Raw genomic sequence first — 16,950 nt, forward strand, 5'->3', positions numbered from 1 at the left:
TACGCGGAGTTGCTGACAGAGTGTGGCCGACGTCGTGTAGAACCGCGGTATTCGGGGAACCTTCTGGTCCGCCGCTGCGTTTCTGCTACGTGCACAGTGACATCGCGGTGACAGGGTGTGGCGACAGGCGGGGTGCGGCTACCATGACCGGCACAAGGACGGACGGCGCAAGGGAGCCGTCCCCTGGGGCGGCGCCCGGTGTACCGCCGGGGCGAGGAGGGCGGGCCATGGTGCAGAAGGCCAAGATCCTCCTGGTCGATGACCGGCCGGAGAATCTGCTGGCGCTGGAGGCCATCCTCTCTGCGCTCGATCAGACGCTGGTGCGGGCATCGTCCGGGGAGGAAGCGCTCAAAGCGCTGCTGACGGACGACTTCGCGGTCATTCTGCTGGACGTCCAGATGCCAGGAATGGACGGTTTCGAGACCGCCGCGCACATCAAGCGGCGGGAGCGGACCCGGGACATCCCGATCATCTTCCTCACCGCGATCAACCACGGCCCGCACCACACCTTCCGCGGGTACGCGGCCGGCGCCGTGGACTACATCTCCAAGCCCTTCGACCCGTGGGTGCTGCGCGCCAAGGTCTCGGTGTTCGTCGAGCTGTACATGAAGAACTGCCAACTGCGTGAGCAGGCGGCGCTGCTGCGGCTCCAGCTCGAAGGCGGCGCCAAGGCCGCGGCCGCGGAGGCCAAGGAGCCCGCCGGTCTGCTCGCCGAGTTGTCGGCGCGCCTCGCGGCCGTCGAGGAGCAGGCCGAGGCGCTGTCCAAGCAGCTCGACGACGACTCGGCGGACGCCGCCGCCGTCGCCACGGCAGCCCATCTCGAACGCAAACTCACGGGTTTGCGCAGGGCTCTTGACGCCCTCGAGCCGGGCACGGGCAACGGCGCCGCTTCGGTGCCGTCGCAGAACTGACGCGCGCGCAGGTCCCGCCCGCCCCCTTGTGAACACCCGTCTCGCCCACTGTGAAAACCCGTCAGTTCTCCGCCCCGGCAAGGGCGACACAGACGGGTGAAGCAGTGGGCACACGTGTCCACCGTCGCCTCCCCCGGTAACCTCACACCCATGGCCTCACGTCAGCCCGCAGCCAAGAAGACGCCCGCGAAGAAGGCGGCCGCGCCGACCAAGGCTCCGGCGAAGAAGGCCGCCGCCAAGAAAGCGCCCGCGAAGCCCGCGGCGAAGAAGGCGCCCGCCAAGAAGGCCGCGGCCAAGAAGCCCGCCCCGAAGCCGGCGCCCAGCCCCACCAACGGCCTCTACCGCGTGGTGCGCGCCATCTGGCTCGGCATCGCGCACGCCGTGGGCGCGATGTTCCGCGGCGTGGGACGCGGCGCCAAGGGTCTCGACCCGGCGCACCGCAAGGACGGCATCGCGCTCCTGCTCCTCGGCCTCGCCCTGATCGTCGCCGCGGGCACCTGGTCCAATCTGCGCGGGCCCGTCGGCGATCTGGTCGAGATGCTGGTGACCGGGGCCTTCGGGCGGCTCGACCTGCTGGTGCCGATACTGCTCGCGGCCATCGCCGTGCGGTTCATCCGGCACCCCGAGAAGATCGACGCCAACGGCCGCATCGTGATCGGTCTGTCCGCGCTCGTCATCGGCGTGCTCGGCCAGGTGCACATCGCGTGCGGTTCGCCCGCGCGCGACGACGGCATGCAGGCGATAAGGGACGCGGGCGGGCTCATCGGCTGGGGCGTCTCCACGCCGCTGAACAAGGCCATGGGCGAGGTCCTCGCCGTACCGATGCTGGTCCTGCTGACCGTCTTCGGGCTGCTCGTGGTCACGGCCACCCCCGTCAACGCCATCCCGCAGCGGCTGCGGCAGCTCGGCGTGCGGCTCGGCGTCGTGGAGGCGCCCGCGACGGAGAGTGCGTACGGCGACCACGGTGAGTACGCCGACTACCCCGAGTACTCGGACGACGACGAGCGCTACGACGAGCAGTGGCGCGAGGCCCTGCCCGCGCGGCGCCGCAGGAAGCCCGGGAGCGGCCCGCAGGGGCCCTCGGCCGACGAGGCGGAGGAAGAGGCGCTGTCGAAGCGGCGCAGGCCGCGTCGCGCGTCTGTGCGACCCGGCCCGGACCGCCCCATGGACGCCGTGGACGTGGCCGCCGCCGCGGCCGCCGCGCTCGACGGCGCCGTCATGCACGGCATGCCGCCCTCGGCCCTGGTCGCCGACCTCACGCAGGGCGTCGCCGTGGACCGCGAGGAGCACGAGCGGTCCGCCCCCGTGCCGCCGGCCCGCGCCACCGAGGCCCCCGTCCCTGGCCGGAAGGCGGCGCCCAAGGCCCCCGGGGGCACCGGCGTCCCCGACCTGACGAAGGCCGCCCCCGACGAGCCCCGCGACCTGCCTCCGCGCGCGGAGCAACTGCAGCTCTCCGGAGACATCACCTACGCGCTGCCCTCGCTCGACCTGCTGGAGCGCGGCGGCCCCGGCAAGGCCCGCAGCGCCGCGAACGACGCGGTGGTGGACTCCCTCACGAACGTCTTCAGCGAGTTCAAGGTCGACGCCGACGTCACCGGCTTCACCCGGGGCCCGACGGTCACGCGCTACGAGATCGAGCTCGGCCCCGCCGTGAAGGTCGAGAAGATCACGGCCCTGGCCAAGAACATCGCGTACGCCGTCGCGTCCCCGGACGTGCGGATCATCTCGCCCATCCCCGGCAAGTCCGCGGTCGGCATCGAGATCCCCAACACCGACCGCGAGATGGTCAACGTGGGTGACGTCCTGCGCCTCGCGGACGCCGCCGAGGACGACCACCCGATGCTGGTGGCGCTCGGCAAGGACGTCGAGGGCGGCTACGTGATGGCCAACATGGCCAAGATGCCGCACATCCTGGTGGCCGGAGCCACCGGCTCCGGAAAGTCGTCGTGCATCAACTGTCTGATCACTTCGATCATGATAAGAGCGACGCCCGAGGACGTCCGGATGGTCCTCGTCGACCCCAAGCGCGTCGAGCTCACCGCGTACGAGGGCATCCCGCACCTGATCACGCCGATCATCACCAACCCCAAGCGGGCGGCCGAGGCGCTGCAGTGGGTCGTACGCGAGATGGACCTGCGCTACGACGACCTCGCCGCGTACGGATTCCGGCACATCGACGACTTCAACGAGGCCGTGCGCGCGGGCAAGGTCAACGCGCCCGAGGGCAGCGAGCGGGAGCTGCAGCCCTACCCGTACCTGCTGGTCATCGTGGACGAGCTGGCCGACCTGATGATGGTCGCACCGCGCGACGTCGAGGACTCGATCGTGCGCATCACGCAGCTCGCGCGCGCCGCCGGCATCCACCTGGTGCTCGCCACGCAGCGGCCCTCCGTGGACGTCGTGACCGGCCTCATCAAGGCAAACGTTCCCTCACGGCTCGCCTTCGCCACCTCCTCGCTCGCCGACAGCCGCGTCATCCTCGACCAGCCGGGTGCCGAGAAGCTGATCGGCAAGGGCGACGGCCTGTTCCTGCCCATGGGTGCGAACAAGCCGACCCGTATGCAGGGCGCCTTCGTCACCGAGGACGAGATCCACGCGGTCGTCCAGCACTGCAAGGACCAGATGACGCCCGTCTTCCGCGACGACGTCACCGTGGCCACCAAGCAGAAGAAGGAGATCGACGAGGACATCGGCGACGACCTCGACCTGCTGTGCCAGGCGGCCGAGCTGGTCGTCTCCACCCAGTTCGGGTCCACCTCGATGCTCCAGCGCAAGCTGCGCGTCGGCTTCGCCAAGGCGGGCCGCCTGATGGACCTCATGGAGTCCCGGAACATCGTCGGACCGAGCGAAGGCTCAAAGGCACGTGACGTTCTTGTGAAACCCGATGAGCTGGATGGAGTGCTCGCCGTGATCCGCGGGGAGGCTGACTGACGGAGCCGGTTCGCCCGTACGGAGCCGGTTTGGCCCGAGGGAATCGTGTTCACCCGTACGGGGACGTGCTCACCCGTTCGAGAACGCAAGCAACCGTTTCTCTTCGGCTCACGTCAAGTTGAGGGGAAGAACAGCACGAGGTCCCACCATCAGGATGTCCGGCCATTCTGATGGCGTACAAAGTCCGTCCGCCCGGTTGCCCCACCCTTTCTCGGCCCCCCTAGACTGAATGTCCGGCAGGTGGCTACACGCTCGAAAGGCGCACCCGTGTCCATCGGCAACTCCCCTGAAGACGCCCACCCTTCAGACGACCGCCCCGCAGAGGACAGCCCCGCGGCCGAACGCCCCGCGGAAGAGCGTCCCTCGATCGGTCACGTCCTTCGGCAGGCACGCGTGGACGCGGGACTGACCGTCGACGAGATCAGTACGTCCACCCGGGTGCGCATCCCGATCGTGCACGCGATCGAACAGGACGACTTCTCCCGCTGCGGCGGCGACGTGTACGCCCGCGGACACATCCGTACGCTGGCGCGCGCCGTCGGCATCGACCCCGCCCCGCTGATCGCGCAGTACGACGCGGGCCACGGCGGCAGGCCGCCCGCGCCCACCCCGGCCGCGCCGCTGTTCGAGGCCGAGCGGATCCGCTCCGAGCCGCGCCGCCCGAACTGGACCGCGGCCATGGTGGCCGCCATCGTCGCCGTGATCGCCTTCGTCGGGTACACCGCCTTCAGCGGCGGTGACGACAGCGACGACGGCCAGCAGGTCGCCGAGGGCTCCACGCCCAGCAAGTCCACCGCCCCGAAGCCGAGCGCCAGCAAGCCCGCCGACCCCAAGCCGGACCCGTCCGACAGCGCCGTCGCCGGAGTGCCGCAGGACAAGGTGACCGTCAAGGTCGACGCCGCCGACGGCCGCAGCTGGATCTCCGTGAAGGACCACAACGGCCGACAGCTGTTCGACGGCCTGCTCAAGCAGGGCCAGACCAAGACCTTCCAGGACAAGCAGAAGATCGACCTCGTCCTCGGTGACGCCGGCGCGATCAAGCTGTTCGTGAACGGCAAGCCGGTCGACAACGAATTCGAGCCGGGCCAGGTCGAGCGCCTCTCGTACACGAAGGGTGACCCGGAAGTCGGCTGACCTGCCCCGCCCCGAGCGCCCGTCGCGATCAACGGTGAACCCTGGCGGCGGGCGCCGACGCATGGACGAAGTAGTCTTGATTCCATGCCCGAACGCCGCACCGTCGCCCTTGTCACGCTTGGCTGCGCCCGTAACGAGGTGGACTCGGAGGAGCTCGCAGGCCGCTTGGAGGCGGACGGCTGGGACCTCGTGGAGGACGCCGAGAACGCGGACGTCGCCGTCGTCAACACCTGTGGCTTCGTCGAAGCCGCCAAGAAGGACTCCGTAGACGCCCTGCTCGAAGCCAATGACCTCAAGGGTCACGGCAGGACGCAGGCCGTCGTGGCCGTCGGCTGCATGGCCGAGCGCTACGGCAAGGATCTCGCCGAGGCGCTGCCCGAAGCCGACGGCGTCCTCGGCTTCGACGACTACGCCGACATCTCCGACCGCCTGCAGACCATCCTCAACGGCGGCATCCACGCCTCGCACACTCCGCGCGACCGCCGCAAGCTGCTCCCGATCAGCCCCGCGGAGCGCCAGGAAGCGGGCACAGAGGTCTCCCTGCCCGGCCACGCGCCCGTGGACCTGCCCGAGGGCCTCGCGCCCGCCTCCGGGCCGCGTGCGCCCCTGCGCCGCCGCCTGGGGACCAACCCGGTCGCCTCGGTGAAGCTCGCCTCGGGCTGCGACCGCAGGTGCTCCTTCTGCGCCATCCCGTCCTTCCGCGGCTCCTTCATCTCGCGCCGCCCCTCGGACGTGCTCGGAGAGACCCGCTGGCTGGCCGAGCAGGGCGTCAAGGAGGTCATGCTGGTCTCCGAGAACAACACCTCGTACGGCAAGGACCTCGGCGACATCCGCCTCCTGGAGACGCTGCTGCCCGAGCTGGCGGCCGTCGACGGCATCGAGCGCATCCGGGTCAGCTATCTGCAGCCCGCCGAGATGCGCCCCGGGCTCATCGACGTCCTGACGTCCACGGAGAAGGTCGCGCCGTACTTCGACCTGTCCTTCCAGCACTCCGCGCCCGGTGTGCTGCGCGCGATGCGCCGCTTCGGAGACACCGACCGCTTCCTGGAGCTCCTGGAGACCATCCGCGGCAAGGCGCCTCAGGCCGGTGTGCGCTCCAATTTCATCGTCGGCTTCCCCGGCGAGACCGAGGCCGACGTCGCCGAGCTGGAGCGGTTCCTCACGGGCGCCCGGCTCGACGCGATCGGCGTCTTCGGGTACTCCGACGAGGAGGGCACCGAAGCGGCCACGTACGAGCACAAGCTCGACCAGGACACCGTCGACGAGCGCCTCGCGCGGGTCTCGCGGCTCGCGGAGGAGCTGACCTCCCAGCGTGCCGAGGAGCGCCTCGGCGAGCGCCTGGAGGTGCTGATCGAGTCCGTCGACGACGAGGACGGCGCCATCGGCCGCGCCGCGCACCAGGCGCCCGAGACGGACGGCCAGATCCGATTCGCGGACGCGACGGCTGGGGAGCCCTTGCACGTCGGCCGTATGGTCGTGGCAAAGGTGGTCGGCACGGAAGGCGTGGATCTGGTGGCGGAGCAGTGCGAGCTCCTGGGAGAAGGGGCCGGGACCGGCCCCGAGGGCCCCGGCGCGGGCCGGTCCCGGGGCGTCGGCGAAGGGACGGGCAGATGACCCAAGTCCCGGCATCCGCGGCGGGCGGCTCCGGCGCGCACGGCGCGAAGCCGGTGCGCGGCGGGAAGCTGGGCGCCGCGGCGGTCGACCAGGCCAGCCTGTGGAACGTCGCGAACCTGCTGACCATGGTCCGGCTGCTGCTCGTGCCCGGCTTTGTGATGCTGCTCCTCGGCAACGGCGGCTACGACCCGGCCTGGCGCTCGTTCGCCTGGGCCGCCTTCGCCATCGCCATGATCACCGACCTCTTCGACGGTCACCTCGCCCGTACGTACAACCTGGTCACGGACTTCGGGAAGATCGCCGACCCCATCGCCGACAAAGCGATCATGGGGGCGGCGCTCATCTGTCTGTCCTGGCTGGGCGACCTGCCCTGGTGGGTGACCGGCGTGATCCTCGGGCGTGAGCTGGGGATCACGCTGCTGCGCTTCTGGGTGATCCGCTACGGCGTCATCCCGGCCAGCCGCGGCGGCAAGATGAAGACGCTCGCGCAGGGCACGGCCGTCGGGATGTACGTCCTCGCGCTGACCGGCCCGCTCGCGACCCTGCGGTTCTGGGTGATGGCGGTCGCCGTCGTCCTCACCGTCGTCACCGGCCTGGACTATGTGAAGCAGGCCGTGGTGCTGCGCAGGCAGGGCATGGCGGCGAGCGCGGCCGCGGCAGCGGCGCGTGAGGAGGCCGGTCCTGAGCCGGAGCGGGGGGCCGCGAAGTGAGTGCCGGGGGGCCGGGGGCGGAAGCCCGTGCGGGGGCCGGAGCCGGTGCTGAGGCCGGTGCGGCTGCTGGTGGGGATGCCTCCGCCGGGGCCGGAGTCGCCGCCGAGGTGCTGCGGCTGCTCGCCGGGCGCGGTGAGACGCTTGCCGTCGCCGAATCCCTGACCGGCGGTCTCGTCGCCGCCGAGGTAACGTCGGTGCCGGGTGCCTCGCAGGTCTTCCGCGGCTCCGTCACGGCGTACGCGACGGAGCTGAAGCGGGATGTCCTCGGGGTGGACGGCGAGCTGCTCGCCGCCCGCGGAGCCGTGGACGGCGACGTCGCCCTGCAGATGGCCGCCGGTGTGCGCGAGCTGCTCGGCGCGGACTGGGGGCTCGCCACGACGGGCGTCGCCGGCCCCGATCCGCAGGACGGACAGGCGGTCGGAACGGTGTTCGTCGCGGTCGTCGGCCCTGGTTCCCCGCTTCGCTCTGAGGGGAATGTGGCCGGCCTGAGGTTGAACGGAATCCGTACGGAAATCCGTAGAGAGAGCGTACGCAGTGTGCTGGGACTGCTCCTCCGGCGGCTCTCAGGAGAACGCGCCGGGAATGAGCGGGCACAGGATACGGAACAGAACGGGGGGACTTGATGTTTGCAGCCCTGAGTGAACACGACATCGCTCCCCGCACGGCCGCCGCGCGAGGCGGTACGGTGGGGCGTGAAGGATGCGGCTACGCGGTCCGAGGAGGGAGCCACCGATGATTCTGCTCCGTCGCCTGCTGGGTGACGTGCTGCGTCGGCAGCGCCAGCGCCAGGGCCGTACTCTGCGCGAAGTCTCCTCGTCCGCCCGAGTCTCACTCGGCTATCTCTCCGAGGTGGAGCGGGGGCAGAAGGAGGCTTCCTCCGAGCTGCTTTCCGCGATCTGCGACGCGCTTGACGTACGGATGTCCGAGCTCATGCGAGAAGTGAGCGACGAGCTCTCGCTCGCCGAGCTGGCCCAGTCGGCAGCGGCTACGGAACCGGTGCGTGCGCCGATGCGTCCGATGCTCAATTCCGTCTCGGTGACCGGTGTGCCACCGGAACGGGTGACCATCAAGGCGCCTGCGGAAGCGGTCGACGTCGTCGCCGCCTGACGTTCGGGCCCCTTACGCGCACAGAGCCCCGGCCGGGTCGCCCGGCCGGGGCTTTCGCTGTCTTCTCGCGGGTCCGTCCGGCGCTCTTGCCTGCGTGTGGTGCCCGAAGCACCAGAAGTGGCCGCAGTGAAGCGCTTGCGGGATGGTTGATGGTGTTTTGGGCGCCGTTGTTTGGACAGCCGAGACGTGAAGAGGCGCCAAAGACGCCAAGAGACACCCAGAGACGCGAAGACCGTCAAGACCGTCAAGACCGTCAAGACACGGAGGAATCGATGTACGTCGTGAAGAGCCCCTTGCCCGACGACGATCTGAAGACTGTGTCCGAGGCGCTGCAGGGCGCCCTCGTGGACCTCGTCGACCTGTCCCTGGTGGCCAAGCAGATCCACTGGAACGTGGTCGGCCCGCGCTTCCGCTCCGTGCACCTGCAGCTCGACGAGGTCGTGGACACCGCCCGGCTGCACTCCGACACCGTCGCCGAACGCGCCTCCACGCTCGGCGTCTCGCCCGACGGGCGGGCCGGGACGGTGGCGTCGAGCAGCGGAATCGGCCAGGTCCCCGACGGCTGGGTCAAGGACACCGACGCGGTCGGGGCGCTCGTGGACGCGCTCGGAGCGGTGATCACACGGATGCGGGAGCGGGTGGGGGCCACCGGTGACGCGGATCCGGTCAGCCAGGACATCTTCATCCAGATCACGGCTGATCTGGAGAAGCATCATTGGATGTTCCAGGCCGAGAACGGATAGGGCCGGCGGGGGCGCCTCGGGGGACGGGGTGGCGCTTGTGGGTTCGGTTCGTGGGTTCGGTTCGCGGGGTCGGTTCGCGGGTGACCGACACCTTCGCCACCACCGTCGCAGTCGTCGCGCCCGTGATCGTGTTCGTCGGCGTCGTGGAGATGGACGCGCGCCGCAAGGCCGTGCGCGACTCCATCGCCGCGAACTTCTTGGCTCGCCCGTCCCGACGCCCCCGCCGACCGTGCGCAAGCCGTCTTCTGCCTGGCGAGTCTGACCCTCGGGATGTTCTGGGTCGTCCTGCAGCCGTTGGTACGGCTGTCGCTGGTGTCGCTGGTGTCGCTGGTGCCGCTGGTGTCGCTGGTGCCGCTGGTGCCGCTGGTGCCGATGGTGCGGGCCATGCGGGGGTATCGGCGGCTTGCGCGGTTGGAGCGGGAGATTTCGGGGGGGGATCAGTCAGGGTGGTGGCGCTGGTTCCGTCGGTGATGCCGGGGCCGTGTGCTCTTCGGATGCGGGGGTCTGCGGGGCGGGGGAGACTCGGGAGGCCTGCCGTTGGTGTCGCTCCCGGCGGGCTCTGTGTGGCCGTGCAGGTGGCCTGGCTCCTGGTGGGAGGTGACAGCCGTGGCGTGGCGCTTCGTGCGGTGGGCGCCTGTGCTGGGGATCTCCGCGCTGTGGTGGTGGGCCGTCTTCCGGCTCGCCCTGGCGCCCGAGGCGGGGGTCCTGGAGGGGGCCGTCGCCGCCGGTGGGTGGGGGCTGAGCCTGCTGCCGGTGCACTGTGTGGCCAAGGCGCGGGCCGCGGGGGTCGCTCGGCGCAGGTCGCCGAGACAAGTCACCACGGCATCGCGACGCCGCCGTTCGGGCGCAGGATCTGACCCGTTGTGAACGATGACGCGTCCGACGCCAGGTGCAGTACGGCGTGCGCCACGTCCTCCGGCTCGCCCACCCTGCCCAGGGGCGACCTGCGGGCCAGCGCGGCCTCCGTCGCCGCCTGCGCCTCCTCCTCGTGCCGGTGCGTCATCGGCGTACGCGTCCACCCTGGGGCTACCGCGTTGACGCGGATTCCGTGCTCGCCCACCTCCGCCGCCAGCGTCTTCGTCAGCTGTACGACGGCCGCCTTCGCCGAGGCGTAGCAGAGCAGGCCGGGGTGGCTGGTGTCGACCGCGCTCGACGCCATCGTCACGATGCTGCCGCCCGTCCCCGCGGAGATCATCGTCCGGGCCGCCGCCTGGCACGCGTACAGGACCCCCTTGAAGTTCACGCCCAGGACCCGGTCCAGGTCCTCGTCGCGGGTCTCCAGGACCGGGCTGCTGTGCATGATCCCGGCGATGGCCGCCATCACGTCCAGCCGGCCCGTCGCCTCGGCCGCGTCCGCGACGGCCTTGTCGACCTGCGCTTTGTCGGCCACGTCCACGGTGTACGTGAACGCCGTGCCTCCGTCCGCCTTGATGCGGGTCGCCGTCTCCTTCAGGCCCTGGGCGTCGCGGTCGGCGCAGTGCACCGCCGCGCCCGCCTCGGCCAGTAGTACGGCGGTGGCGCGGCCGATTCCGCTGGCGGCGCCTGTGACGAACGCGGTGCGGTCGGTGAGGTCGTACGCCGTTATGGGCATGGCGGGACCGTACGGCGGGATCTGACGGGGCGTCAACTGGTTGGTTCGTGTGGGTGTGTGGGTGTGTGGGTGTGTGGGTGCGTGGGTGCGGTGCGTTGTGCTCTTAGGGAGTGGGGCCCTGTTGGCAGGTCGGGCACCAGTACGTGGGGCGTCTGCGGGTCGGGTCGCCCTGTTCCGCCGCGCGCAGGGGGGTGCCGCAGCGCAGGCAGGGGCGGGGTGCGCGGCCGTACACGTACAGGCGTTGGCCGGGGCGGGTGCTGCCCGTCGTCGTGCGGGCCGGGCGGTCGCGGTTCGCCTCCAGGAGCTTCTTCGCCAGGGTGGGGAGGCGGGTCGCCTGCTCCTCGGACAGCTCGCCGACCGGAAGCCAGGGAGTGGCCCTGAGCAGGAAGCACAGTTCGCTCTTGTAGATGTTGCCGATGCCCGCGAGATTCCGTTGGTCGAGCAGTGCCTCGCCCAGGGCACGCTCGGGGTCCACCCGTAGGTTCCGCAGCGCCAGCTCCGGGTCCCAGTCCGGGCCCAGGAGGTCGGGGCCCAGGTGGCCCACGGCGCGGTGTTCGTCGGTCGTGCGGAGCAGTTCCAGGACCGGCAGGCGGTAGCCGACGGCTGTGTGGTCCGTGGTGGCGAGGATGGCGCGGATCTGGTGGGCGGGGCCGCCGCGCCAGCGCTCCTGGGGGGAGTACACGCGCCAGGAGCCGTCCATGCCCAGGTGGGAGTGGAGGGTGAGGCCGCCTTCCACTCGGGTGAGGAGGTGTTTGCCGCGGGCGGTGACGTCCAGGACGGTGCGGGTGGTCAGGTCGGTGGTGGCTAGCTTGGGGACGCGGAGGTCGGAGCGGGTGAGGGGGTGGCCGGAGAGGGCTGTGTGGAGGCGGTGGGCGGATTGGTGGACGGTGTCTCCTTCGGGCATGGGGGTAGCGTTCCACTTTTGCTGGCGGGGGCGCCTTGGGTGGTGGGGTGGGTCTTGTCCGGGGCTGGTTGTGGGGTTGCGGTCTCTTCGCCCTCGGTCCGGTTGTTGAGCTTGCTGTTCTTCGCCCTCGCTCCGGTGGGTGGTTGCTGTTCTTCGCCCTCTGTCCGGTTCGTGGGTGCGGGGCCGTGCCGGTATGTCCGTGCTCGCGTGTGTGGCCTGGTACGCGTTGTGTGTACGTCCATCGTGGTCGTCCGAGCTGCGCGCGGACATACCGGCACGTCCCCTCCGGTTCCGTTCGCGGGGATCGGTCCGGTGGGGGCCTAGCGTCCGGCTTTCGGCCCGGTGGGGGTTCCCGCCCCGGTCGTCGGCCCGGTGGCTTCCCTGCTCTGTGGTCGGCGGTGCCTGTCGTCCATGCCCCCGCTGTGGGCAGCTGGGCCGCCAGGGGCGATGGGGGTCCCCCCTGCTCGAGCGAAGCCGAGAGCTTGGGGGAGGGTGGGCACAGCCCAGGCCGACGGTGCCCTTGATGTGGGGGCTCGAGAGGCCTTTGGCCCGGTGGGTCGGCGGTGCCTGCCGTCCCGGCTTGGGGGAGCAGCCCAGGCCGGCGGCGCTCGTGTGGGGAGGTCAGGGGCGGATTCTGAGGCCGCGGGGGGTGGCGTGGAAGCCTGAGAGTTCCAGGAGGGGGGAGAGGGGGGACGTCAGGGCGGGGGAGCCGTTGATGCGTTCTACGGTGACCGTACCGAGTGCGCCCGTCTTTGCCGCAGAGGCCAACGACGAGGCCGCCGCGGCCAGCCGCGGATCCTCCGACGGGGCGGAGCCGTCCGGCGCGGTGGACCACGCGAGCAGCGACTTGCCGCCGCGCTCCATGTACAGGGTCAACTCGCCGTCCACCAGGACCACCAGGGACCCCGCCTTCCGGCCGGGCTTGTGGCCGGCCTCGGCCGGGGGCTCGGGCCAGGGCAGGGCGGCGCCGTAGGCGTTGGCCGGGTCGGCGGCGGCCAGGACGACGGCCTGGGCGTCGGACGGCCGGGAGCCGTCCCCGCGCTCACGGGCGGTGGCCCCGGCCCGCAGCCGGTCCACCGCGCCGTCCATCGCGAACTGCGCGGCCCCGAGCCCCTCCACCACGTAACCCCGGCGGGTCTGGCCGTTGTCCTCGAAGGCCGACAGGACGCGGTACACCGCGGAGAAGCCGCCCTCGACGCCTTCGGCCCCGACCGCCCCGCGGGTCACCACGCCGTGCCGGTCGAGCAGCGTGCGGGCCAGGGCGTGGGCCCGCAGGGTCGGGTCGGGCTCGCGGGCGGGCAGCAGGGACCAGCGGCCGGCGACCGTGGGCGGCCCCGTGCGGGAGGCGGGGCGCGCGGCGGCCGTCAGTGAGCCGTACCGCCCGCGCGGGACGCTGCGCTTCGCGCGGTGGGCCGTGGAGCCGGCGGTGCGCCCCGACCCCAGGAGGGACCGCATCGGGGCGAGCGTGTCGTTGGTGAGGCGGCCGGACCACGCCAGGTCCCAGACGGCGTCGGCCAGTTGGGGGTCGGAGACGTCCGGGTGGGTGGTCGCGCGGATCTGGTCGGCGATCTGCCGGAAGAACAGGCCGTAGCCCCCGGAGAGCGTGTCCAGGACGGACTGGTGGAGCGCGGTCAGCTCCAGGGGGTGCGGGGGCGGGAGCAGGAGAGGCGCCGCGTCCGCCAAGTAGAGGCTGATCCAGCCGTCCTTGCCCGGGAGGGCTCCGGCGCCCGCCCAGACCACCTCCCCGGCCGCCGTCAGCTCGTCGAGCATCGCGGGGGCGTACCCGGTGACCCGGGAGGGCAGGACGAGCTTCTCCAGGGCGGACGCCGGGACCGACGCGCCCTGGAGCTGCTCGATGGCGCGCACCAGGCCGTCGACACCGCGGAGCCCGTGCCCGCTCAAGTGCTGCCACTGGGGCAGGAATTGGGCTAGGGCGGCTGGCGGCACCGGTTCCAGTTCGTGCCGCAGGGCGGCCAGCGAGCGGCGGCGCAGACGGCGCAGAACGGTGGCGTCGCACCACTCCTGGCCGATGCCGGCGGGGTGGAACTCGCCCTGTACGACACGGCCGTTCGCCGCGAGGCGGTGCAGGGCCCCGTCCGTGACCGCCGCGCCCAGGCCGAAGCGGGCGGCGGCCGCGGCGGACGTGAACGGGCCGTGCGTGCGGGCGTAGCGCGCGAGGAGGTCGCCCAAGGGGTCCTTGACGGGCTCGGTGAAGGCCTCCGGGACACCGACCGGCAGCGCCGTGCCGAGCGCGTCCCGCAGGCGGCCCGCGTCCTCGATCGCCGCCCAGTGGTCGCCGCCGCCGACGCGGACCCGGATCGCCCGGCGGGCGCCCGCCAGCTGCTCGGCCCAGGCGGGCTCCGCGCCCCGGTCGGCCAACTCGGCGTCCGTGAGCGGGCCGAGGAGGCGCAGCAGGTCGGCCACGCCTTCGGCGTCCTTGACGCGGCGGTCGTCGGTGAGCCACTGGAGTTCCTGCTCCAGGGTGGCGAGGACGTCCGCGTCGAGGAGCTCGCGCAGCTCGGCCTGGCCGAGCAGCTCGGCCAGGAGACGGGAGTCCAGGGACAGGGCGGCGGCGCGGCGCTCGGCGAGCGGTGAGTCGCCCTCGTACAGGAACTGCGCCACGTACCCGAACAGGAGGGAGCGGGCGAAGGGGGACGGCTCCGGGGTGGTGACCTCGACGAGGCGGACGCGGCGGGACTCGATGTCACCCATCAGCTCGGTCAGGCCCGGTACGTCGAAGACGTCCTGGAGGCATTCCCTGACCGCCTCCAGGACGATCGGGAAGGAACCGAACTCGCTGGTGACCTCCAGGAGCTGGGCGGCGCGCTGGCGCTGCTGCCACAGGGGCGTGCGCTTGCCGGGGCTGCGGCGCGGCAGCAGCAGCGCGCGGGCGGCGCACTCGCGGAAGCGCGAGGCGAACAGCGCCGAGCCGCCCACCTGGTCGGTGACGATCTGGCCGACCTCGCCCTTGTCGAAGGCCACGTCTCCCGCGCCCACGGGCGCCTTGTCCGGGTCGAGTGTCGAGTCCACGGTCGTGCCGAGATCGGCCGGGTCCTGGTCGAGCAGGTCGAGGCCCATCAGGTCGGCGTCGGGCAGGCGCAGCACGATGCCGTCGTCGGCGTGCATGACCTGGGCGTCCATGCCGTACCGCTCGGTGAGGCGGGCGCCGAGGGCGAGGGCCCAGGGGGCGTGCACCTGGGCGCCGAACGGGGAGTGCACCACCACGCGCCAGTCGCCCAGCTCGTCGCGGAAGCGCTCCACCACGATCGTGCGGTCGTCCGGGATGTGGCCGCAGGCCTCGCGCTGCTCCGCGAGGTACGTCAGGACGTTGTCCGCGGCCCAGGTGTCGAGGCCCGCGGCGAGGAGACGGCCGCGCGCGTCGTACTGCGGCAGCGAGCCGACCTCACGCAGGAACGCGCCGAGCGCACGGCCCAGTTCGAGCGGGCGGCCCAGCTGGTCGCCCTTCCAGAACGGCAGCCTTCCGGGGACGCCGGGCGCGGGGGAGACCAGGACGCGGTCGCGCGTGATGTCCTCGATGCGCCAGGAGCTCGTACCGAGAGTGAAGACGTCGCCCGCACGGGATTCGTAGACCATCTCCTCGTCGAGCTCGCCGACGCGGCCGCCGCCCTTCTTCGGGTCGGCGCCCGCGAGGAAGACCCCGAACAGACCGCGGTCGGGAATCGTGCCCCCGGAGGTGACCGCCAGGCGCTGCGCCCCCGGACGCCCCGTGACCGTGCCCGCGACGCGGTCCCACACCACGCGCGGGCGCAGCTCCGCGAAGGCGTCGGACGGATAGCGGCCGGCGAGCATGTCGAGGACGGAGGTGAACGCCGACTCCGGGAGCGAGGCGAACGGCGCGGCACGGCGGACCAGGGCCAGCAGGTCGTCCACCTGCCAGCTGTCCAGGGCGACCATCGCGACCAACTGCTGTGCCAGCACGTCCAGGGGGTTGGCGGGGACCCGCAGCGACTCGATGGCGCCCGTGCGCATCCGCTCCGTGACGACGGCGGCCTGGACCAGATCGCCGCGGTACTTCGGGAAGACCACGCCCGTGGAGACCGCGCCCACCTGATGCCCCGCGCGGCCCACCCGCTGCAGGCCGGACGCCACGGACGGCGGCGACTCGACCTGCACCACCAGGTCCACCGCGCCCATGTCGATGCCCAGCTCCAGGCTGGACGTGGCGACGACAGCGGGCAGCCGGCCCGCCTTCAGGTCCTCTTCGACCTGGGCGCGCTGCTCCTTGGAGACCGAGCCGTGGTGCGCGCGGGCGAGGACGGGCGGCGCACCCTGGGCGGCACCGGACTGCGCCATCACCTCCGCCGGGCTGTGGTCGTCCGGGAGGGCCTCGCCCGTCGCGCGTTCGTAGGCGATCTCGTTGAGCCGGTTGCACAGGCGCTCCGCCAGGCGGCGGGAGTTGGCGAAGACGATCGTCGAGCGGTGCGCCTGCACGAGGTCGGTGATGCGCTCCTCCACATGCGGCCAGATCGACGGGCGCTCCCCGGCCTGGTCGGAGTCCGCCACCGGCGAGCCGCCCAGCTCCCCCAGGTCCTCGACCGGCACCACCACGGAGAGGTCGAACTCCTTGCCCGACTCCGGCTGGACGATCTCCACCCGGCGCTGCGGCGACAGATAGCGGGCGACCTCGTCCACGGGGCGGACCGTCGCCGACAGGCCGATACGGCGGGCGGGGCGCTTCAGGAGCGCGTCAAGCCGCTCCAGGGACAGCGCCAGATGAGCCCCGCGCTTGGTGCCCGCGACGGCGTGCACCTCGTCCAGGATCACCGTCTCGATGCCCGTGAGCGCGTCCCGGGTGGCCGACGTGAGCATCAGGAACAGCGATTCCGGCGTCGTGATCAGGATGTCCGGCGGGCGCGTGGCCAGAGCCCGGCGCTCGGCCGCCGGGGTGTCCCCGGAGCGGATGCCCACCCGGACCTCGGGCTCGGGCAGGCCGAGGCGCACCGACTCCTGACGGATGCCCGTGAGCGGGCTGCGCAGATTGCGCTCCACGTCGACCGCGAGGGCCTTCAGCGGGGATACGTACAGCACGCGGCAGCGCTGCTTGGGGTCGGCCGGGGGCGGGGTCGAGGCCAGCTGGTCCAGGGCGGCGAGGAAGGCGGCCAGGGTCTTGCCGGAGCCGGTCGGGGCGACCACCAGCACGTCCGAGCCCTCCGCGATCGCCCGCCACGCCCCGGCCTGGGCGGACGTGGGCGCGGAGAAGGCCCCCGTGAACCAGCCGCGGGTCGCGGGGGAGAAGCCGTCGAGGGCGCCGTCGTGACTGCCTGCGGACCTGACCATGCCCCCA

13 protein-coding genes are annotated in these 16,950 nt (G+C 72.0%); 10 read left to right on the plus strand and 3 right to left on the minus strand.

Annotation, left to right across the window (positions count from 1 at the left end; all coding sequences use genetic code 11):
• The first annotated feature begins 227 nt into the window (after positions 1–227).
• The 10 genes from AB6L24_RS34315 (at position 228) to AB6L24_RS34360 (ending at position 10,017) form a co-directional block, all read left to right on the plus strand.
• Positions 228–911, plus strand: coding sequence for a two-component system response regulator (locus AB6L24_RS34315; protein WP_030362864.1), 684 nt, complete (start codon positions 228–230; stop codon positions 909–911).
• Positions 912–1,061: 150 nt separating this feature from the next.
• Positions 1,062–3,842, plus strand: coding sequence for a DNA translocase FtsK 4TM domain-containing protein (locus AB6L24_RS34320; protein ID WP_405661904.1), 2,781 nt, complete (start codon positions 1,062–1,064; stop codon positions 3,840–3,842).
• A 267-nt stretch (positions 3,843–4,109) separates the two neighbouring features.
• A complete protein-coding gene (locus AB6L24_RS34325; RefSeq protein ID WP_380860063.1) occupies positions 4,110–4,976 on the plus strand; it encodes a helix-turn-helix domain-containing protein in 867 nt (288 codons plus the stop codon).
• Positions 4,977–5,060: 84 nt separating this feature from the next.
• Positions 5,061–6,590: a 30S ribosomal protein S12 methylthiotransferase RimO gene (gene rimO, locus AB6L24_RS34330; protein ID WP_405661907.1), complete on the plus strand. Its 1,530-nt coding sequence runs from the start codon at positions 5,061–5,063 to the stop codon at positions 6,588–6,590.
• Entirely contained in the window at positions 6,587–7,300 is a 714-nt protein-coding gene (gene pgsA, locus AB6L24_RS34335; RefSeq protein WP_405661909.1) for a CDP-diacylglycerol--glycerol-3-phosphate 3-phosphatidyltransferase, read from the plus strand. The genes rimO and pgsA overlap by 4 nt, the downstream gene beginning before the upstream one ends.
• A gap of 107 nt (positions 7,301–7,407) precedes the next feature.
• Positions 7,408–7,923, plus strand: coding sequence for a CinA family protein (locus tag AB6L24_RS34340; RefSeq protein WP_405661911.1), 516 nt, complete (start codon positions 7,408–7,410; stop codon positions 7,921–7,923).
• 109 nt (positions 7,924–8,032) lie between these two features.
• Complete coding sequence (locus AB6L24_RS34345; protein ID WP_030362858.1) at positions 8,033–8,407, plus strand: helix-turn-helix domain-containing protein; 375 nt, start codon at positions 8,033–8,035, stop codon at positions 8,405–8,407.
• Between the two features lie 272 nt (positions 8,408–8,679).
• Entirely contained in the window at positions 8,680–9,150 is a 471-nt protein-coding gene (locus AB6L24_RS34350) for a Dps family protein (RefSeq protein ID WP_030362857.1), read from the plus strand.
• Between the two features lie 270 nt (positions 9,151–9,420).
• Positions 9,421–9,621, plus strand: a complete 201-nt coding sequence (locus tag AB6L24_RS34355) for a hypothetical protein (protein ID WP_405661913.1) — start codon at positions 9,421–9,423, stop codon at positions 9,619–9,621.
• A 135-nt stretch (positions 9,622–9,756) separates the two neighbouring features.
• Complete coding sequence (locus tag AB6L24_RS34360; protein ID WP_405661915.1) at positions 9,757–10,017, plus strand: hypothetical protein; 261 nt, start codon at positions 9,757–9,759, stop codon at positions 10,015–10,017.
• On the opposite strand, the gene AB6L24_RS34365 is transcribed toward AB6L24_RS34360, so the two are convergent.
• The 3 genes from AB6L24_RS34365 to AB6L24_RS34375 form a co-directional block, all read right to left on the minus strand.
• The gene (locus AB6L24_RS34365) at positions 9,965–10,741 is read right to left on the minus strand and encodes an SDR family NAD(P)-dependent oxidoreductase (protein WP_405661917.1); all 777 of its coding nucleotides are present in this window, start codon (positions 10,739–10,741) and stop codon (positions 9,965–9,967) included. The genes AB6L24_RS34360 and AB6L24_RS34365 overlap by 53 nt on opposite strands.
• A 103-nt stretch (positions 10,742–10,844) precedes the next feature.
• Positions 10,845–11,645: an Fpg/Nei family DNA glycosylase gene (locus tag AB6L24_RS34370; RefSeq protein ID WP_405661919.1), complete on the minus strand. Its 801-nt coding sequence runs from the start codon at positions 11,643–11,645 to the stop codon at positions 10,845–10,847.
• Between the two features lie 621 nt (positions 11,646–12,266).
• Entirely contained in the window at positions 12,267–16,943 is a 4,677-nt protein-coding gene (locus AB6L24_RS34375; RefSeq protein WP_405661922.1) for an ATP-dependent helicase, read from the minus strand.
• Positions 16,944–16,950: the final 7 nt, after the last annotated feature.

The organism is Streptomyces sp. RK9, assembly GCF_045070545.1.
Lineage (GTDB): Bacteria > Actinomycetota > Actinomycetes > Streptomycetales > Streptomycetaceae > Streptomyces > Streptomyces alboflavus.